Source organism: Janthinobacterium lividum (assembly GCF_034424625.1).
Classification (GTDB): domain Bacteria; phylum Pseudomonadota; class Gammaproteobacteria; order Burkholderiales; family Burkholderiaceae_D; genus Janthinobacterium; species Janthinobacterium lividum.
The window spans coordinates 4,860,767-4,879,282 of sequence record NZ_CP139976.1 but is presented as its reverse complement, the minus strand read 5'-3'; the positions used below and the strand labels follow the sequence as shown (position 1 = coordinate 4,879,282).

Here is an 18,516-nt window from a genome sequence, read left to right as displayed (position 1 = left end):
TCAACTTGGAATTGAAAAATGGAGAAGGTATGGAATACGTAAAGCAAGGCCAGGGCGTACCGTCCGCACGGGCCGGCACGCAAAACAATACAGGCGCCCTGATCATTGTCACGGTGCTGTTTTTCATGTGGGGATTGTTGACATCGCTCAATGATGTGCTGATTCCCCATCTGCGCTCGATCTACACCTTGACCTATGTCCAGGCGATGCTGGTGCAGTTCTGCTTCTTTGGCGCCTACGCCATCGTCTCGCTGCCGGCTGGCATGCTGATCAAGAAGATCGGCTACCAGCGCGGCGTCGTCGCCGGCCTGCTGATCGCGGCCGCCGGCTGCGCCATGTTCTACCCGGCGTCCACCGGCAGCTACGCGCTGTTCCTCTTGTCCTTCTTCATCCTGGCGGCCGGCATCACCGTGCTGCAGGTGGCGGCCAATCCGTATGTGACGGAACTGGGCGACCCGCAGACGGCGTCGAGCCGCCTGACCCTGACGCAGGCGTTCAACGCGCTGGGCACCACCGTGGCGCCGGCCCTGGGCGGCATGCTGATTTTGTCGGGCACCGTGCTGACGGTGCAGCAGTTCGACCTGCTGCCTGCAGCCGAGCAACTGGCTTACCGCGCCAAGGAAGCGGCCTCCGTGCAAGGCCCGTACCTGGTGCTGGCCGCCACCCTGGTGATACTGGCCGTGCTGTTCGCGCTGGCCAAATTGCCGAAGATTTCGCATGCCGATGATGCGGCTGCCGTGGCGCAGGATGGCCACAAGGTTTCGATCTGGTCGCACCGCCACCTGGTGCTGGGCGCGCTGGCCATCTTCCTGTATGTGGGCGGTGAGGTCAGCATCGGCAGCTTCCTGATCAACTTCCTCGGCGAGAGCCATATCGCTGGCCTCAGCCACGCCGATGCCGCCTATTTCGTCAGCTATTACTGGGGTGGCGCCATGCTGGGCCGTTTCGTCGGCTTTGCCGTGATGCGCTATGTCAGCCCGGGCAAGACCCTGGCCTTCAACGCCGCCGTCGTCATCGGGCTGATCCTCGTCGCCGTGTTCTCCAGCGGTCACACGGCCATGTGGGCACTGATCGCCGTCGGCCTGTTCAACTCCATCATGTTCCCGACCATCTTCAGCATGGCCCTGAACAAGCTGGGCGCGCAAACGGGTCAAGGTTCGGGCATCCTGTGCATGGCCATCGTCGGCGGCGCCATCGTGCCGTTCATCCAGGGCTTCCTGGCCGACCACATCAACCTGCAGCTGTCCTTCCTCGTGCCGGCCCTGTGCTACACCTTCATCCTGTACTTCGGCTGGAAGTACGCCAGCATGTACAAGGACGACGCCGCCAAATAAGCAGGGTGGCGCGATCAATCAAAAGGGTGGCCTCGGCCACCCTTTTTTACGTCAGTGCGCGAATGGCGTGCCCAGCACGTCCTGGCATACCTCGAGCCAGGCGCGCGCCGCATGTGACAGGTAGCGCCCGCTCCAGACATGCGCCACCTGCCATGCCACTTCCGGTTCGACGATGCGCACCGCCTCCAGCCGTTCGCCGGCCAGGCGGTGGATGAACGGCTCGGGCAGCAGGGCCACGCCCAGGCCCGCCGAGGCCATCGCCACCAGCCAGTCCCACTGGCCGCTCTGCGCGGCGATGGTCGGCGTGAATCCCGCTTGCGCGAAATGCTGGCGCAGGCTGCGCGTGAGGGCGAAATCCTCCTTCAATAACACCAGCGGCAGCTCGGCCAGTGCCTTGAAGGGCAGTGTCGTGCGGTTTTTCTGGAACGTGCCCGGCTCGGCCAGGGCCCAGATCGGGTAGTTGGCCACTTCCACCGCCACGAGGTCGAGTTCCGGGTCGGCCGGCAGCACCGTCATGCCGATTTCCAGCTCGCCTCCCGCCACCTTGCGCTCGATCTGCTGGCCCGTGTCTTCCTGCAGGGTCAGGCTGATGTTCGGATGGCGCGCCCGAAAGGCTTTTAATACGGGCGTAAACAGCACGTTGATCATGGGCGGGATGCCGACCGCCAGGCTGCCGCGCTGCAAGGCCTGGGTATCGCGCACTTCCAGGGTCAGCTGGCGCATATTGGCCAGCATCTCCTGGCCGTGCTGGTAGACGATGCGGCCCGTGTCCGTCAGGGTCAGCTTGCGTCCGTCGCGCACCAGCAGCTGGGCGCCCACCTCGTCTTCCAGCTGGCGCACCATCTTGCTGATGGTCGACTGGGTCAGGTGCAGCGACTCGGCCGCCTGCGTAAAGCTCGACAGGCGCACGGTTTCGACGAAATAGCGCAGGGAACGGATATCCAAGGGAGTGCTCAGCGTTGGCAGGACATGAAAATATCGACTGGATGTGACGAAATTAATTCATGCCATGCATGTGGACGGGATTTTATACTGAAACCACTTATGGGGCTGGTGTATGACAGCCATCCAGTTTGAGAATATTAAGAATATCAGGAGCATCACGATGTACGAGGACCGTATCCGCCACCCAGGCTTGCTCAGCAAAATCATGAGCGCTGATGAGGCAGCCAAATTGTTCCACAACGGCATGCGTGTCGGCATGAGCGGCTTTACCCGTGCCGGCGACGCCAAGGCCTTGCCGCGCGCGCTGGCTGAACGCGCCCTGCAAGATCCATTGAGCCTGACCCTGATCACGGGCGCTTCGCTGGGCAATGGCAGCGACGGCCTGATGGCCGAGGCGGGCGTGCTGGCGCGCCGCATGCCGTTCCAGGTCGACCCCGTCTTGCGCGGCAAGATCAACAACGGTGAAGTCATGTTCATCGACCAGCACCTGTCGGAAACGGCCGAGCAGCTGCGTTCGGGCAACCTGGCCGCCGTCGACATCGCCGTCATCGAAGCGACGGCCATCACGGCCGCCGGCGCCATCATCCCGACCATGTCGGTGGGCAACTCCGCCGCGTTTGCCCAGCAGGCCACGCAAGTGATCATCGAAATCAACCTGTCCACGCCGCTGGCGCTGGAAGGCTTGCATGACATTTATATACCGCAAACCTTGCCGGGCCGCGAGCCGATACCGCTCACGCGCGTCGACCAGCGCCTGGGCAGCACGGCCATCGCCATCGACCCGGCCCGCATCGCCGCCATCGTCATCACGGACAGCCCCGACAGCCCGTCGAACGCCTTGCCGCCCGACGCGGAAACGCAGGCCATCGCCGGCCACGTGATCGCTTTTCTCGAAGGCGAAGTGGCGGCCGGGCGCATGGGCCCGGAACTGCTGCCCCTGCAGGCGGGCATCGGCACCATCGCCAACGCCGTGCTGCATGGCCTGATCGGCTCGCCCTTCCAGAACATGACGATGTATTCGGAAGTGCTGCAGGACAGCGCCATCGAGCTGCTCGATTCGGGCCAGCTGGCGTTTGCCTCGGCCTCGTCGATCACCCTGTCGGCCGCCGTGCACCAGAAGCTGATGGACAATATCGACCATTACCGTTCGAAAATCGTGCTGCGCCCGCAAGAGATCAGCAACCACCCCGAGATCGTGCGCCGCCTGGGCATCATCGCCCTGAACACGGCGCTCGAGTTCGATATCTACGGCAACGTCAATTCCACGCACGTGTGCGGCACGCACATGATGAACGGTATCGGCGGCTCGGGCGACTTTGCGCGCAATGGGCAAGTGTCGATGTTCGTGTCGAAATCGGCGGCCAAGGGCGGGCGCATTTCCAGCGTCGTGCCGATGGTCTCGCATGTGGACCATACGGAGCATGACGTCGACGTGCTGGTGACGGAGTGGGGTTTTGCGGACTTGCGCGGACTGGCGCCGCGCGAACGGGCGCCGCTGATCATCGAGCGCTGCACGCATCCCGATTACCGCGCGCAACTGCGTGCTTATTATGACGCGGCATGCCAGCGCGGCGGCCATACGCCGCACATCCTGGAGCAGGCGCTGTCGTGGCATGTGCGCTACCAGGAAACGCAGAGCATGCTCGAAGCGCCGTAAGCTGCGCTAACATCAAGAAAGGGCAGGGCGGATCATCACCGCGCCTGCCCATTTTTTCGTCTGGCGCAGCTTGCGCCGGAACAAGGGTCAGGCCGCGGGCGCAAAGCGCAGTCGGATGCCTGCCGTGACGACGGCCAGCAAGTCGTCGATATGCGCGTTCATTTCCGGGTGCGGCGTCCATGGGTCGCCCGCATCCATGACGATGCGCAGCGAGACGAGGCCGTGCAGCGATTGCCAGAAGATTTGCGTCATCGTGTGCAGCGCCGGCTCGTCCTGGCGCACCAGGCCCGCCTGCGCCAGTTCGCCGAACAGGTGCAGCGCATAGGCGTACGGATCCTGCTCGATATTGCCGTGTTCGACTTCGACGGCGTCGAGCTCTGCATGCGGACGCAGCTCCATGAAGATCAGCGAATATTCGTCGGGATGCTGGAAGCCGTACTCGATGTAGGCGCGGCCGACCAGGCGGATGCGTTCCCACGGCTCAGTGCTGGCGGCGCAGGCCGTGCGCATGGCGCGCACCAGTTCCAGCAAGTCCTTGTCCATGGCCTGTGCGATCAGGGTGGCCTTGTCGCGGAACAGGGCGTACACGACGGTGGTGGAAAAGCCGGCCGCCTCGGCTACCTTGCGGATGGAGACGGCGCGCGCGCCTCCTTTCTTGATGAGATCTTTGACGACGTCGATGATGTGCTCGCGCCGCGCCTGAGCCTCGCGTAACTTTCTTTCCTGGATATTAGTTAACTTCTTGTCCACGACTCTTTCCTGGCGACTCTATGAAAGCAAGAATTATAGGGGGGCGATTGAGCGCCAATGTGTCAGCGGCTGTTACAAATCAGTTTTTTGTCCGGTAGATGCAACAGCTGACCGATTTTTCGCGCTTTTGCCCGTCACTTTTCCATCGATGCCCCGGATTGGTGCACAAATCGCCTGGGCAGGCTTTGCGAACGGGCCCAAAGGGCGGAAAATAGCGGGATAGCTTACACTGCGTTTAGCGCAACGGCGCCAGCCCACGAGGCAACGCCGGAACACTTACATTCGGACGGGATCATTACATGACCATTAAAATCAGCCAGAACTTCGACTCGGGCGCCATCGACGTGGTGAGCGCCACCAGTGCCGGCGCCATCGACCTGAACTTGCGCAAGGATAGTCACGCGGACATCCACCAGTGGTTCCACTTCCGCCTGCAGGGCGCGCGTGGCCAGGCATGCACGATGCGTTTCCTGAACGCGGGCCAGGCCACCTATCCGGCCGGCTACGAAGACTACCAGGCCGTGGCCAGCTACGACAGCGAAAACTGGTTCCGCGTGCCGACCTCGTTCGACGGCCAGGTCATGACGATCTCTCACACGCCGGAACTCGACAGCGTGTATTACGCCTATTTCGAGCCGTATTCGTGGGAACGCCATCTGCGCCTGCTGGGCGAAGTGGCCGAGCATCCGCTGGCGCGCGTGTCCGACCTGGGCAGCACGGTCGACGGCCGCGACATGAACATGGTGACCATCGGCAACCCGCAGGCGGAAAAGAAGATCTGGGTCATCGCGCGCCAGCATCCGGGCGAATCGATGGCCGAATGGTTCGTCGAAGGCTTGATCGACTCGCTGCTGGACGACGCCAACCCGATCGCGCGCAAACTGCTGCAGCGCGCCGTGTTCCACATCGTGCCGAACATGAACCCGGACGGTTCCATCCGCGGCAACCTGCGCACGAATGCGGCAGGCGCCAACCTGAACCGCGAATGGATGACGCCTTCCCTGGAATCGAGCCCGGAAGTGCTGTGCGTGAAAAACAAGATACATGAAACGGGCGTCGACATGTTTTTCGACATCCACGGCGACGAAGCGCTGCCGTACAACTTTGTGGCCGGCAATGAAATGCTGGAAAACTTCACGCCGGCGCAAGCGGCGCACCAGAAGGCCTTCATCGAGCGCTACAAGCAGGCCAGCCCCGACTTCCAGGACAAGTTCGGCTATGCGGCCAGCAAGTACAAATCGGACATGCTGACCCTGGCGTCGAAATACATCGGCCACCACTTCGGTTGCCTGGCGCTGACGCTGGAAATGCCATTCAAGGAAAACGCCGACTTGCCGGATCCGGCCGTCGGCTGGAACGGCGCGCGCAGCGCGGCCCTGGGCGCGGCCATGCTGCAGCCTATCCTGCTGTCGCTGGATTGAACGGCGTTGTTCATGGGTATCGAGATCGAGCGTAAATTTTTGCTTGCCGGCGACGCCTGGCGCGGCTTGGGCCAGGCGGTCCTGTTGCGCCAGGGCTATCTGTCGTCCGCGCGCGAGCGCGTGGTGCGCGTGCGCATCGAAGGCGAGCAGGCGATGCTGACCATCAAGGGCGCGAACGTGGGCGCGACGCGCGGCGAGTGGGAGTATCCGATTCCGCTGGCCGACGCGGCCGAACTGCTCGACGGCCTGTGCGAACAGCCGCTGATCGAAAAATACCGCCACCGCATCGAACACGCGGGCATGGTGTGGGAAATCGACGAGTTCCTGGGCGCGAATGCGGGCCTGGTGGTGGCCGAGATCGAACTGGCCTCGGAAGACCAGCCGTTCGAGAAGCCCGACTGGGTCGGCGCGGAAGTGTCGGGCGACGCGCGCTACTACAACGCGAATCTGATCCGCCACCCGTTTTCGCAGTGGTGACGAGGCGTCAAAAAGCTTGTTGAAATGAAAAAGGCGGAACCTCGGTTCCGCCTTTTTTTGCATCAGGGGTATGGTCGGATTACGCCGTACCGGCTAATCCGACCTACGGCCTATGCCAGCAGCGTAGGTCGGATTAGCGCGCAGCGCGTAATCCGACAACACCGTTACAGCATCAATGGAAGTGTTCCGTGCCTTGCGGCGTATCTTCCGGCATTTCCGCATGCGCCAGTTCGCCCACGGGATCGGCAAACAGGGGCGCGCCGCAATCGTCGCAGTATTCACCGACAAAACGTTCCGCGTGGCGCTTGATCTGCGTCACGCCGGCGGCGTTCAGGTGTTCGATGATTTCATCGACGGGCGTCTTTTGCTTGTCCAGCGCGGCGATGCCCACCTGGATCAGGCCTTCGATCGGCGTGCCATCCTCGTCTTCCTGGCCATATAAAGGCCAGACGATGCCGTAGATCACGTCCGGCGCCTGGCGCAGGGTGAAGGCGATGCGGTACTCGTCCACCTGGCCATCGGCCGCTTCCTCGCCGAAACCGGCGATCACGGCGCGCAGTTCCGACGGCTCGATGGCCAGCGTGTGCGTCAGGTAGTGCACGGCGGCGCGCACGGAGACGGGACGGATCAGCTTGTCAGCTTCGCGGCAGGCCACGTAATACGCTTCCGGCAGCAGCAATTCCAGGCCGCAGCCGGGCAGCAGGCGGGCAATCGTCGGCGTGGCCTGCGTGCGCCATTGTTCCAGGGCGGCGCTGCGCTCGGCGATGAAGTCGAGCTGGCTGGCCGGCGTCTGCCAGCGGAACAGCGGTGCGCCAGCAGGGGCCACCACGGCCACCAGCAGGTAGCGCGTGTCGGCCAGGAAGGGCGCCGTTTCCGCCTCTTTGGCCGACGGCTTGACGGCCGTGCCTTTCAGGGCGGCCAGTGCCAGCTTCTGCGTCTTGGCATAGGTCTCGACGTGGCTGCGCGGCAGCTGGTCGATCGAATACAGGGTGGGCGCCATGGCCATCTTCGTGCCGTCGGCCAGCAGGTGGGCGGCGAAATGCGCCGACAGCACGCCGTGCGCGTCGCCAGCCATGGGACCGGAGGCGATGGAAAAGCGCGTCCACGCGAGGATGGGTACGGCGACCAGCAGGGCGTCGTAGCGCACGTCGTCATGTACGACGACGGTCGATTCGCTGACGGCTTCAACGCAGTCCATCAGCACGTCGTAGGCGTTCAAGTCTTCCTTGAACAGGCTGCCCAGGGTGTTGTCGATGGTGTCCTGGTGGCCGGTTTTGAGTAATTTCTGGAGCTGCGTATCCAGGCTGTGTTCCCAGGACCGCTCTTCGAGACGGCTGGCTGCCTGTACGATCGCCTGGGCAAAGGTGACCAGGCGCTGGCTGTCGGCAGTCAGTTTATGGGATGAATCTTTGGAAGGACGACGCATGGCGGGATAAGAGTCTCGGAAAGTGAAAAAAATGGATCAGTCAAACAATGATAAACCCTTATAACCGTATTGTAGAGGATTCAGCCGCACGCAATACGTAAGCTATCCTCAGATCATGCCAATAGTCGGAATTTCAAGTCGGAACGGGGCGCAGGGACGAAAAAAAGCGCCGGTCGGAACCGGCGCTTTTATCTTACCTCACAGCTGGGCTGATTACTCGGCCAGCAGTTGACGCAACACGAATGGCAGGATACCGCCATGCTTGTAGTAATCGACTTCGATCGGCGTATCGATGCGCAGCAGCACTTTTACGTCGACGCTGGTGCCGTCGGCGCGGTGGATCACCAGGGTGGCCAGTTGCTGTGGCTTGATTTCGCCTTCGAGGCCTTTCAGGTCGAAGGTTTCATTGCCGGTGATGCCCAGGGTTTGCACGCTGTCGTCGCCGATGAATTGCAGCGGCAGCACGCCCATGCCCACCAGGTTCGAGCGGTGAATACGCTCGAACGAACGGGTGATCACGGCTTTCACGCCCAGCAGTTGCGTACCTTTTGCCGCCCAGTCGCGCGACGAGCCCGTACCGTACTCTTCGCCGCCGAAGACCATGGTTGGCGTGCCTTCAGCAACATATTTCATCGCTGCGTCGTAGATCGACATCTGTTCGCCGGAAGGCTGGTGAATCGTGATGCCGCCTTCGACCGCCGAACCGTCCGCCTTGGCAGGGATCATGCGGTTTTTGATACGCACGTTGGCGAACGTGCCGCGCATCATGATTTCATGGTTGCCGCGACGCGAGCCGTAGGAGTTGAAGTCCGCTTTCAGGACGCCGTTTTCCTTCAGCCACTTGCCTGCAGGACCGTTTTCCTGGATCGAGCCGGCTGGCGAGATGTGGTCGGTGGTGATGGAATCGCCGAACACGCCCAGTGCGCGCGCGCCTTCGATGCCGGTGGCCACTGCCGCTGGCGTCATCGAGAAGTTGTCGAAGAACGGTGGTTCCGCGATGTAGGTCGATTTCGGCCAGTTGTAGACTTGACCGGACACGGTCGTGACTTTTTCCCACAGCTTGCCTGGTGCGCCCTTGACGTCGGCGTAGTTGTCCTTGAACACCTTGGCGTTCATGGCGAATTTCATCATGGCCGAGACTTCAGCCGAGGTCGGCCAGATGTCGCCCAGGTAGATATCCTTGCCGCCCTTGCCCTTGCCGACAGGTTCCGTCATCAGGTCGCGCGTCATGTTGCCGGCGATGGCGTAAGCGACGACCAGCGGTGGCGAAGCCAGGAAGTTCGAGCGGATGTTCGGGTGAATACGCGCTTCGAAGTTGCGGTTGCCCGACAGTACGGCCGACGCGACGATGTCGTGCGTGGCGATGGCGGCGTTCAGCTCAGGCGTCAGGTCGCCCGCATTGCCGATACAGGTGGTGCAGCCGTAGGCGGTCACGCCGAAGCCCAGTTTTTCCAGGTATGGCAGCAGGCCGGCAGCCGTCAGGTACTCGGTCACGACGCGCGAGCCGGGGGCCAGCGAGGTCTTGATGTGCGGAGCGACTTTCAGGCCGGCTTCCACGGCTTTCTTGGCCAGCAGGCCGGCAGCCAGCATCACGCTCGGGTTCGAGGTGTTGGTGCACGAGGTGATCGCGGCGATCAGCACGTCGCCGTTCGACACTTTCACGCCGTTCGTCGTTTCGTACACGGCAGCCAGGTCGGCCGGGTTCTTGTTGAAGCCGTTTTCCGTGGTTGGCTTGGCGAACAGTTCGGCGAAGTTCGCCTTGACGTTGCCGATTTCGATACGGTCTTGCGGGCGCTTCGGGCCGGCCAGCGACGGAGCGACCGTGGCCAGGTTCAGTTCCACCACGCGGGTGTAGTCGATCTCGCCGGCTTTTGGCACGCCGAACAGGTTTTGCGCCTTGAAGTAGCCTTCGAACGCGGCGATTTCAGCCTTGCTGCGGCCGGTGCCCTTGAAGTAATCGATGGTGGCTTCGTCGACCGGGAAGAATCCCATGGTGGCGCCGTATTCCGGTGCCATGTTGGCGATCGTCGCGCGGTCGGTCAGGGTCAGCGACTCGGTGCCTTCGCCGAAGAATTCGACGAACTTGCCGACGACTTTTTCTTTGCGCAGCAATTCGGTGATGGTCAGTACCAGGTCGGTTGCGGTGCAGCCTTCGCGCAGCGCGCCCGACAGGTTCACGCCGATGACGTCAGGCGTCAGGAAGTAGACCGGTTGGCCCAGCATGCCGGCTTCCGCCTCGATGCCGCCCACGCCCCAGCCGACCACGCCGATGCCGTTGATCATGGTGGTGTGCGAGTCGGTGCCGACCAGGGTGTCAGGGTAGTACACGTCGCCGGCTTTCTTGCCTGCGTGGTGCACGCCGCGCGCCAGGTATTCCAGGTTGACCTGGTGGACGATGCCGAAGCCTGGTGGCACGACGCCGAAGGTGTCGAATGCCTGCATGCCCCATTTCATGAACTGGTAGCGCTCGTTGTTACGCGAGAATTCCAGTTTCATGTTCAGGTCCAGCGCTTTCTTTTCGCGGTAGTGATCGATGGTCACCGAGTGGTCGACCACCAGGTCGACTGGTACCAGCGGTTCGATCTTCTTGGCATTGATGCCCATCTTGGCGGCCACGTTGCGCATGGCTGCCAGGTCGGCCAGCAGCGGTACGCCGGTGAAGTCTTGCAGCACGACGCGCGCCACTACGAACGGGATCTCGTCGGTGCGCTCGGCGGTCGGGCCCCAGCTCGCCAATTGCTTGACGTGTTCTTCGGTGACTTTTTTGCCGTCGCAGTTGCGCAATACCGATTCGAGCACGATGCGAATCGACACTGGCAGGCGGGAGACATTGATGCCCAGGCTTTTTTCCAGTGCAGGCAGGGAGTACAGCTTGCCCTTCTTGCTATCCGAAATATTAAAGTCCTTGAGCGTGTTCAGAGTGTTGCGGGACATGACCTCTCCTTGTTGGGTATCGTCTATTTATTGATTATTCAAATTACAAAACATGACTGAGCCCCCGAAGAGGCCCTTGCTACGCACATCAGCCGCCGGTGGCCGGCAGCACGCCCAGCGATGGCGCGGCTTCCACCACTGTCGCCGGCTTGGCTTGCTCTGCATCCTTGCATTCATTGGCCAGTTGGCGGCCCTGCTTGGAATCGAGCAGCATGCCTTTGGCCGGGATGCCGATCCAGACGAGACCGTATAAACGGTTCTCGAAGCGGTTGGCGCCGGTGGTGGTGCCAACGCGGCTCAGGCGGTGCAGGCGCTTCTTCCAGCGCAGGGCGATGTGTTTGTCGTCAGTAGCATTGGTGTAGATGGTAATTTTATTACCAAGTTCACAATTGAAATCGGTGGAGGCCGAACCCGCGGTGTCCGGCTCGTCGGACTCTTCCTTGTCGACCATGGACATGGCCAGCGGATGCGCTTCCTTGGCGGCAGCCTTTGCCTTGGTGGCCTTGGCTTTCGGCTTGGCCTTGGCTTTGACCGCCTTGGCGTTTGCCGCTTCCTTGGTATCCGTGGCGGCGAAGCTGGCTGGCGCCAGCGTGAGGGTCATGGCGCCCAGCGCGACGCTGCAGGCAATTGCTAATTTGGAGAGGGACATCGTGTAATTCCTGTCAGTTTTCAGTGGTGCTGGAAGAGGGGGCGTTGAGTAATGCAGCGGCCGCCTCGGGCAGGCCGAGGCCTGCCAGTTTGGCGCGTTGCAAAACGGTCCAATAATATCGGTAGCTGGCGCGGTCGTGCAAGCGGCCATTTTGCGCAATCGGTCCCCAATTGGCGCGCAGCGCTTCATTCAGGATGTTGCTGGCCTCGTTGACTTCGGACAGGCGCGGCGTGAAGGCCTTGATGATGGGCTTGATCTGGTCCGGGTGGATGCTCCACATGCGCGTGTAGCCGAACTCGGCTGTTGCGCGCTGGGCATCGTTGGCCACCACGGCCGAATCGCGCACGTCCGTCGTCACGTTGTGCGACGGCACCTTGCCATGCGCATGGCAGGCGGCCGCCACTTCCAGCTTGGCGCGCACCACCAGCGGGTGCGTGAACTGGCCCGGCGTGCGCATGGCGGCGGCGGGAATGGCGCCGTAATGGGCCGAAACGAAATCCATGATGCCGAAGGACAGGCATTCGACCTGGGGCAGGGCGGCGATCGCATAGGCGTCGCGCAGCGCGCCATGCGTCTCGATCAGGATGTGCACGGGCAGGTTGTCGCGGCCGGCGCGGCGCGCGTGCAGGTTGATCAGGTCGATGGCCAGCATGGCATCCTGCACGCCGCCCACCTTGGGCACGGCGATGTAGGCCAGACGCGAGGCGGCGGTGCAGATGATTTCCACGTCGCGCGCGAAAAACGGGCTGTCGACGTCGTGCACGCGCACGCCGATGCGGTTGAACTGGTTCTCGTCGCTGGCCAGCAGGCCCGCGATCATCAGAGCGTGGGATTCTTCATTGCCGGCGCTGGCGCCGTCTTCGCAGTCGAACGTGATGTCGAACAGGGGGCCAAGCTCTTGTTGCAAAGCAATCGATTTACGCATCAGCTTTTCAGAGCCGGCGTAGTGGTCGCAAGCGGCGAGCAACAGCGGCTGGCGTTTGCCTTGGAATAAAACCTCGGAAGGGTGCATGCTTAAGGCATTTCTGCAGGTAAAAACTACTTGATAAAACAGCCGCGCCGCGAATCTCGCAGGGCGGCCTTCTTTGGCGGGCGGCGCATTGCCGCGCCGCCAAAACTGGACTTAGGCCAGCAGGTGTTTCACGCCTTCGCGCTCTTCGGTCAGTTCTTTCAGGGTCAGGTTGATGCGCTCTTGCGAGAATGCATCGATTTCCAGACCTTGAACGATGGTGTACTCACCGTTGTCGGTGGTGACCGGGAAGCCGAATACGGTGCCTTCAGGAATGCCATACGAGCCATCCGAAGGAACGCCCATGGTGGTCCACTTGCCGGCGGTGCCCAGCATCCAGTCATGGATGTGGTCGATGGCGGCGTTCGCTGCCGACGCTGCCGACGACAGGCCGCGCGCTTCGATGATGGCGGCGCCGCGCTTGCCGACGGTTGGCAGGAAGGTGTTGGCGTTCCATTCCTGGTCGTTGATCAGGTCTTTCACAGCCTTGCCGTTCACGGTGGCGAAGCGGTAGTCGGCGTACATCGTTGGCGAGTGGTTGCCCCAGACGGTCAGCTTCTCGATGTCTTTCACGGCGGTGCCGGTCTTGGCAGCGACTTGCGACAGCGCGCGGTTGTGGTCCAGGCGCAGCATGGCGGTGAAGTTTTTCGCTGGCAGCGATGGCGCCGATTTCATGGCGATGTAGGCGTTGGTGTTGGCAGGGTTGCCGACCACCAGCACTTTGACATTGCGCGAAGCGACGGCGTCGAGCGCCTTGCCTTGCACCGTGAAGATCTGGGCGTTCGCTTCCAGCAGGTCCTTGCGTTCCATGCCTGGGCCGCGCGGACGCGCGCCAACCAGTACGGCCACGTCGACATCCTTGAATGCGGTCAGCGGATCGGAGTGGGCGGTCATTTCCGTCAGCAGCGGGAATGCGCAGTCGTCGATTTCCATCATCACGCCCTTGAGCGCCTTCTGGGCTTTTTCGTCCGGGATTTCAAGCAGTTGCAAGATGACAGGCTGGTCTTTGCCGAGCATGTCGCCATTGGCGATGCGGAACAACAGGGCGTAGCCGATCTGGCCGGCGGCGCCGGTCACTGCAACACGCATTGGGGTTTTAGCCATGATGAATCTCCAAAAATGGGAAAGAAAACGGGCTTGAAGCTGGGCTTACGCTTATCCGGAAAAACTATAATGATACCAAAACCGGCCCGCGCCACCGAATTGCTGGTGTACGCTGCCGTCACGCTTGTGCTGCACGAGGCCAGAGTGGCTGGCCGACAACATAAAACGCTGGCTCACAAGTTTTATCGAGGGCAGTTTAGGCCCCTGATCTGCATCTGTCAATCATATCTTATGTCTTATATAAGACAGATAACTACGAGTCTTTTACTGGACGCGGGCAGTGATTTGTGTTGAAATGTCGGACTATGAATTCCGCCTCGTCCAATCTGACCAACAATGCCACTGCTGCAAGCGGGGCGGTCAGTCCGACCGCGGGCACCCCGGCCACGCCCGTTGCCGCAGCGGCCGGCACTGCCGCCACCCCTGTTGCCAGCGTGAATACCACTGCTGCCGTGGCCGCGCCTGCCGCGACTGCATCGCCCACCTTCAGTCCCCTGTACCAGCAGATCAAGGCGCTCATCACGCAAAGCCTGCAATCGGGCGAATGGAAGCCCGGCGAACTGATTCCCAGCGAAGTCGAGCTGGCGGGGCGCTTCAAGGTCAGCCAGGGCACGGTGCGCAAGGCCATCGATGAACTGGCCGCCGAGAATCTCGTCATGCGGCGCCAGGGCAAGGGCACCTTCGTTTCCACCCACCATGAGGCGCGCGCGCATTTCCGCTTCCTGCGCCTGGTGCCGGACGAAGGCGTACCGCATTATCCTGAAAGCAAGTTTATCGAAGTCAAGCGCGTGCGCGCGCCAGCCGACGTGGCGCGCCTGATGGACCTGAAGTCCGGCGACGCCGTCATCTTCATCAAGCGCGTGCAGTATTTCGACGGCGTGCCGACCATCGTCGAAGAGCTGTGGCTGCCCGGCCTGATCTTCAAGGGTCTGACGGCCGAACGCCTGGTGGAATACAAGGGCCCCATGTACGGCCTGTTTGAAACGGAATTTGGCACGCGCATGATACGCGCGTCCGAACAGATCCGCGCCGTGTGCGCCGACGCAGGCGCCGCGCAATTGTTAAATATCGACCTCGGCACGCCCCTGCTCAGTTCCGAGCGCGTGTCGTTTACCTACGGCGACAAGCCGGTCGAACTGCGCCGGGGCCTGTACCTGACCAGTCGCCATCATTATCAGAATGAACTCAGCTGAAGCGGCGGGGCGCCCGTGGGCGTCCGAACAAGCAGCAAGGCTGAAGTGCATCGCTTGCAAGATGCCTGCCGCAAGGCGGGCAACGGAGACAACGGAAAGCGCAGCGACAGCATGGCCCGCCCCGGCGGGCCGTGTTTTGCCGGCGATTCTGTAATTAAATTACGTGAACTACGGAAAGTAGCGCGGTATTTTGTAGTAAAAAACCATTTTGGTTATATGTAACAATAGATATTGGTATGGGTTGCGAAAATCGGCGAAAATCGCGGCTTCAATATTTAGTTGAAATTCAAAGGGGAGGTTTTTGTTATGTCTGAAGCCGTAAGAGAAGTACCAAAAAAAGAACGGCCGCAATTCCGTAACATCCATGTTACCGAATTGTCGAACTACCGCATGGCGATCGGCGCCATCGTCTCGATCCTGCATCGTATCAGCGGCATCATCATTTTCGCCCTGCTGCCGTGCATCCTGTACATGCTGGAACTGAGCCTGCGTTCCGAAATGTCCTACGCCTACTTCCAGGGCATCGCCTCGCACTGGTTCGTCAAGCTGATCACGCTGGGTCTGGTCTGGGCCTTCCTGCATCACTTCTGCGCCGGCATCCGCCACTTGCTCATGGACGTGCACGTCGCCGCCGAGAAAGAGCCCGCGCGCAATACCGCCAAGTTCGTTCTGGTGATCAGCCTGGTACTGACCGCTCTGGTCGCTTTGAAACTGTTTGGAGTATTTTAATGGCAAACAATAACATCGGACCGAAACGCCTTGTCGTCGGCGCCCATTACGGCTTGCGCGACTGGCTGGCGCAACGCGTCACCGCCCTCGTCATGGTGGCCTACGTCGCCATCCTGCTGATCGCCTTCCTGACCGGCAGCAACTTCAGCTATGAAGGCTGGGCAGGATTGTTTGCACAGCAATGGTTCAAATTATTCAGCCTGGTGACGTTTGTCGCCCTGTTCTACCACGCATGGGTCGGCGTACGCAATATCTGGATGGACTACGTGAAAAGCGTTGGCCTCCGCATGACCCTGCAAATTGCCACCATGCTGTGGTTGATCGCTTGTGCCGGCTGGACGGTACAGATACTCTGGAGTGTGTAATCGTGGCAGCATATAAATCTGCAATTCCTACCCGCCGCTTTGATGCGGTAATCGTTGGCGCCGGCGGTTCCGGCATGCGCGCGTCGTTGCAGCTGGCTGAAGCCGGTCTGAACGTCGCTGTCCTGTCGAAAGTTTTCCCGACCCGCTCGCACACCGTTGCGGCGCAGGGCGGTATCGGCGCGTCGCTCGGCAACATGGCCGAAGACAACTGGTTCTGGCATATGTTCGACACCGTCAAGGGCGGCGACTATCTGGGCGACCAGGATGCCATCGAATTCATGTGCCGCGAAGCACCGAAGGTCGTGTACGAGCTGGAACACTTCGGCATGCCATTCGACCGCAACCCTGACGGCACCATCTATCAGCGTCCTTTCGGCGGCCACACGGCCCACTTCGGCGAAAAGCCGGTGCAGCGCGCTTGCGCGGCAGCCGACCGTACCGGTCACGCCCTGTTGCACACCCTGTACCAGCGCAACGTGCGCGCCCGTACGCACTTCTTCGTCGAATGGATGGCACTCGATCTGATCCGTGACGCCGACGGCGACGTGATCGGTGTTGTTGCGCTGGAAATGGAAACCGGCGAATGCATGATCCTGGAAGCAAAAACGACGGTCATGGCAACGGGCGGCGCAGGCCGTATCTTCGCCGCGTCGACCAATGCCTTCATCAACACCGGCGACGGCATGGGCATGGCGGCACGCGCCGGCCTGCCGCTGCAAGACATGGAATTCTGGCAGTTCCACCCGACCGGCGTGGCCGGCGCGGGCGTATTGATCACCGAAGGCGTGCGCGGCGAAGGCGGCATCCTGATCAATAGCGAAGGCGAACGCTTCATGGAGCGCTATGCGCCAACCTTGAAGGATCTGGCGCCGCGCGACTTCGTTTCGCGTTCGATGGACCAGGAAATCAAGGAAGGCCGCGGCTGCGGTCCGAACAAGGACCACGTGATGCTGGACCTGCGCCATATCGGCGCCGATACCATCGCCAAGCGCCTGCCGTCGATCCTGGAAATCGGCCACAAGTTCGCCAACGTCGACGCCACCAAGGAACCGATTCCTGTCGTGCCGACGATTCACTACCAGATGGGCGGCATTCCGACGAACATCCACGGCCAGGTCGTCACCCCGACCGGTCCGGACAATTCGGCGAAAGTCGTCAACGGCCTGTACGCGATCGGCGAATGCGCCTGCGTCTCCGTGCACGGCGCCAACCGCCTGGGCACGAACTCGCTGCTCGACCTGGTGGTCTTCGGCCGCGCGGCCGGTAACCACATCGTCAACAGCGGCCTGAAAGCCAAGGAAAACAAGCCTTTGCCAGCCGACGCTGCCGATTTCGCCATGGGCCGCCTGGCGCGCCTGGAAAACTCGACCGGCACGGAAACCGTGCAGGGCGTGGCGAACGAGATTCGCGCCACCATGCAGAAGTACTGTGGCGTGTTCCGTACCGACGCGATGCTGGACCAGGGTGTGATCGAAATCATGAAGCTTGACGAGCGCCGCAAGCACGTCTCGTTCAAGGACAAATCGATGGTGTTCAACACGGCCCGCGTGGAAGCGCTGGAGCTGGACAACCTGATCGAAACGGCGAAAGCGACCATCGTCTCGGCAGCAGCCCGCAAGGAATCGCGCGGCGCCCACGCCCAGGATGATCACCCGACCCGCGACGACGACAACTGGATGAAGCACACGCTGTGGTACTCGGAAGGCAACCGCCTGGAATACAAGCCAGTCGTGACCAAACCGCTGACGGTCGATACCTTCAAGCCAAAACCACGTACTTTCTAAAGGTCAGAACATGGCACGCACTCTCAAATTCAAAATCTACCGCTACGATCCTGACCAGGATGCCAAGCCTTACATGCAAGACCTGACGGTCGAACTGAAAGACACCGACAAGATGCTGCTCGACGCACTGCAGCGCATCAAGTCGGACGTCGATGACTCGCTGGCCCTGCGCCGCTCGTGCCGCGAAGGCGTGTGCGGTTCGGACGCGATGAACATCAACGGCAAGAACGGCCTGGCATGCACCACCAACCTGAACGAACTGTCGGAGCCTATCGTGCTGCGTCCGTTGCCAGGTTTGCCAGTCATCCGCGACCTGATCGTCGACATGACGCAATTTTTCAAGCAGTACGATTCGATCAAGCCTTTCCTGATCAACGACTCGATCCCGCCTGAAAAGGAACGCCTGCAGTCGCCGGAACAGCGCGAAGAACTCGATGGCCTGTACGAGTGCATCCTGTGCGCATGCTGCTCCACGTCGTGCCCGTCGTTCTGGTGGAATCCGGACAAGTTCGTCGGCCCGGCCGGCCTGCTGCAAGCCTACCGCTTCATCGCCGATTCGCGCGACGAAGCCACCGGTGCGCGTCTGGACAACCTGGAAGACCCGTACCGCCTGTTCCGCTGCCATTCGATCATGAACTGCGTCGACGTCTGCCCGAAAGGGTTGAACCCGAACAAGGCGATTGGCAAGATCAAGGAGTTGATGGTCCGCCGCGCGATCTGATCCCCTGATCGCGTCCGC

At 61.4% G+C, this 18,516-nt stretch carries 16 protein-coding genes; 9 read left to right on the top strand and 7 right to left on the bottom strand.

Annotated features, from left to right (window positions below; genetic code table 11):
- The first annotated feature begins 29 nt into the window (after positions 1-29).
- On the top strand, positions 30-1,334 hold the full coding sequence (gene fucP / locus U0004_RS22145) for an L-fucose:H+ symporter permease (protein WP_034789196.1): 1,305 nt from the start codon (positions 30-32) through the stop codon (positions 1,332-1,334).
- Between the two features lie 51 nt (positions 1,335-1,385).
- Here the strand turns inward: fucP and U0004_RS22140 are convergent, their stop codons facing one another.
- Entirely contained in the window at positions 1,386-2,279 is an 894-nt protein-coding gene (locus U0004_RS22140; protein WP_070254093.1) for a LysR substrate-binding domain-containing protein, read from the bottom strand.
- Positions 2,280-2,439: 160 nt separating this feature from the next.
- Between U0004_RS22140 and U0004_RS22135 the strand changes: the two genes are divergently transcribed.
- Positions 2,440-3,936 carry an acetyl-CoA hydrolase/transferase family protein gene (locus U0004_RS22135; protein WP_070254109.1) on the top strand — a complete coding sequence of 499 codons (1,497 nt, stop codon included), beginning with the start codon at positions 2,440-2,442 and terminating at the stop codon, positions 3,934-3,936.
- Positions 3,937-4,023: 87 nt separating this feature from the next.
- Here U0004_RS22135 and U0004_RS22130 read toward each other — a convergent pair whose 3' ends face one another.
- Complete coding sequence (locus U0004_RS22130; protein ID WP_070254092.1) at positions 4,024-4,686, bottom strand: TetR/AcrR family transcriptional regulator; 663 nt, start codon at positions 4,684-4,686, stop codon at positions 4,024-4,026.
- A gap of 299 nt (positions 4,687-4,985) precedes the next feature.
- Between U0004_RS22130 and U0004_RS22125 the strand changes: the two genes are divergently transcribed.
- Together U0004_RS22125 and U0004_RS22120 are read left to right on the top strand one after the other, a co-directional pair.
- Complete coding sequence (locus U0004_RS22125) at positions 4,986-6,107, top strand: M14 family metallopeptidase (RefSeq protein WP_034789119.1); 1,122 nt, start codon at positions 4,986-4,988, stop codon at positions 6,105-6,107.
- A 12-nt stretch (positions 6,108-6,119) separates the two neighbouring features.
- Positions 6,120-6,584, top strand: a complete 465-nt coding sequence (locus U0004_RS22120) for a CYTH domain-containing protein (protein ID WP_070254108.1) — start codon at positions 6,120-6,122, stop codon at positions 6,582-6,584.
- Positions 6,585-6,756: 172 nt separating this feature from the next.
- Here U0004_RS22120 and U0004_RS22115 read toward each other — a convergent pair whose 3' ends face one another.
- The 5 genes from U0004_RS22115 to U0004_RS22095 all read right to left on the bottom strand — a co-directional run bounded on the left by U0004_RS22115 (position 6,757) and on the right by U0004_RS22095 (position 13,706).
- A complete protein-coding gene (locus tag U0004_RS22115) occupies positions 6,757-8,010 on the bottom strand; it encodes a DUF2863 family protein (protein WP_070254091.1) in 1,254 nt (417 codons plus the stop codon).
- A 213-nt stretch (positions 8,011-8,223) separates the two neighbouring features.
- Positions 8,224-10,944 (bottom strand): aconitate hydratase AcnA, encoded by a 2,721-nt coding sequence (gene acnA, locus U0004_RS22110; RefSeq protein ID WP_070254090.1) that lies wholly within the window; start codon positions 10,942-10,944, stop codon positions 8,224-8,226.
- Between the two features lie 88 nt (positions 10,945-11,032).
- On the bottom strand, positions 11,033-11,593 hold the full coding sequence (locus tag U0004_RS22105; RefSeq protein WP_070254089.1) for a hypothetical protein: 561 nt from the start codon (positions 11,591-11,593) through the stop codon (positions 11,033-11,035).
- A 13-nt stretch (positions 11,594-11,606) separates the two neighbouring features.
- Positions 11,607-12,605 carry an HpcH/HpaI aldolase/citrate lyase family protein gene (locus U0004_RS22100; protein ID WP_034789112.1) on the bottom strand — a complete coding sequence of 333 codons (999 nt, stop codon included), beginning with the start codon at positions 12,603-12,605 and terminating at the stop codon, positions 11,607-11,609.
- Between the two features lie 111 nt (positions 12,606-12,716).
- The gene (locus U0004_RS22095) at positions 12,717-13,706 is read right to left on the bottom strand and encodes a malate dehydrogenase (RefSeq protein WP_034789110.1); all 990 of its coding nucleotides are present in this window, start codon (positions 13,704-13,706) and stop codon (positions 12,717-12,719) included.
- 305 nt (positions 13,707-14,011) lie between these two features.
- On the opposite strand from U0004_RS22095, the gene U0004_RS22090 reads away from it, so the two are divergent.
- The 5 genes from U0004_RS22090 (at position 14,012) to U0004_RS22070 (ending at position 18,498) form a co-directional block, all read left to right on the top strand.
- Entirely contained in the window at positions 14,012-14,899 is an 888-nt protein-coding gene (locus tag U0004_RS22090) for a GntR family transcriptional regulator (RefSeq protein WP_081345455.1), read from the top strand.
- A gap of 306 nt (positions 14,900-15,205) precedes the next feature.
- Complete coding sequence (sdhC, locus tag U0004_RS22085) at positions 15,206-15,628, top strand: succinate dehydrogenase, cytochrome b556 subunit (RefSeq protein WP_034789105.1); 423 nt, start codon at positions 15,206-15,208, stop codon at positions 15,626-15,628.
- Positions 15,628-15,993, top strand: a complete 366-nt coding sequence (sdhD, locus tag U0004_RS22080; RefSeq protein WP_034789102.1) for a succinate dehydrogenase, hydrophobic membrane anchor protein — start codon at positions 15,628-15,630, stop codon at positions 15,991-15,993. Before sdhC ends, sdhD begins: the two co-directional genes overlap by 1 nt.
- Before the next feature lie 2 nt (positions 15,994-15,995).
- A complete protein-coding gene (sdhA, locus tag U0004_RS22075; RefSeq protein ID WP_034789101.1) occupies positions 15,996-17,777 on the top strand; it encodes a succinate dehydrogenase flavoprotein subunit in 1,782 nt (593 codons plus the stop codon).
- Between the two features lie 10 nt (positions 17,778-17,787).
- Positions 17,788-18,498, top strand: a complete 711-nt coding sequence (locus U0004_RS22070) for a succinate dehydrogenase iron-sulfur subunit (protein WP_034789099.1) — start codon at positions 17,788-17,790, stop codon at positions 18,496-18,498.
- Positions 18,499-18,516: the final 18 nt, after the last annotated feature.

What these genes read in the sequence shown, in the direction of transcription:
- U0004_RS22095 (WP_034789110.1), bottom strand. Translation starts at nt 13,706, where the DNA reads ATGGCTAAAACCCCAATGCGTGTTGCAGTGACCGGCGCCGCCGGCCAG.
- U0004_RS22120 (WP_070254108.1), top strand. Translation starts at nt 6,120, where the DNA reads ATGGGTATCGAGATCGAGCGTAAATTTTTGCTTGCCGGCGACGCCTGG.
- U0004_RS22135 (WP_070254109.1), top strand. Translation starts at nt 2,440, where the DNA reads ATGTACGAGGACCGTATCCGCCACCCAGGCTTGCTCAGCAAAATCATG.
- sdhD (WP_034789102.1), top strand. Translation starts at nt 15,628, where the DNA reads ATGGCAAACAATAACATCGGACCGAAACGCCTTGTCGTCGGCGCCCAT.
- U0004_RS22090 (WP_081345455.1), top strand. Translation starts at nt 14,012, where the DNA reads ATGAATTCCGCCTCGTCCAATCTGACCAACAATGCCACTGCTGCAAGC.
- U0004_RS22125 (WP_034789119.1), top strand. Translation starts at nt 4,986, where the DNA reads ATGACCATTAAAATCAGCCAGAACTTCGACTCGGGCGCCATCGACGTG.
- sdhC (WP_034789105.1), top strand. Translation starts at nt 15,206, where the DNA reads ATGTCTGAAGCCGTAAGAGAAGTACCAAAAAAAGAACGGCCGCAATTC.
- fucP (WP_034789196.1), top strand. Translation starts at nt 30, where the DNA reads ATGGAATACGTAAAGCAAGGCCAGGGCGTACCGTCCGCACGGGCCGGC.
- U0004_RS22115 (WP_070254091.1), bottom strand. Translation starts at nt 8,010, where the DNA reads ATGCGTCGTCCTTCCAAAGATTCATCCCATAAACTGACTGCCGACAGC.
- U0004_RS22105 (WP_070254089.1), bottom strand. Translation starts at nt 11,593, where the DNA reads ATGTCCCTCTCCAAATTAGCAATTGCCTGCAGCGTCGCGCTGGGCGCC.
- U0004_RS22100 (WP_034789112.1), bottom strand. Translation starts at nt 12,605, where the DNA reads ATGCACCCTTCCGAGGTTTTATTCCAAGGCAAACGCCAGCCGCTGTTG.
- U0004_RS22070 (WP_034789099.1), top strand. Translation starts at nt 17,788, where the DNA reads ATGGCACGCACTCTCAAATTCAAAATCTACCGCTACGATCCTGACCAG.
- acnA (WP_070254090.1), bottom strand. Translation starts at nt 10,944, where the DNA reads ATGTCCCGCAACACTCTGAACACGCTCAAGGACTTTAATATTTCGGAT.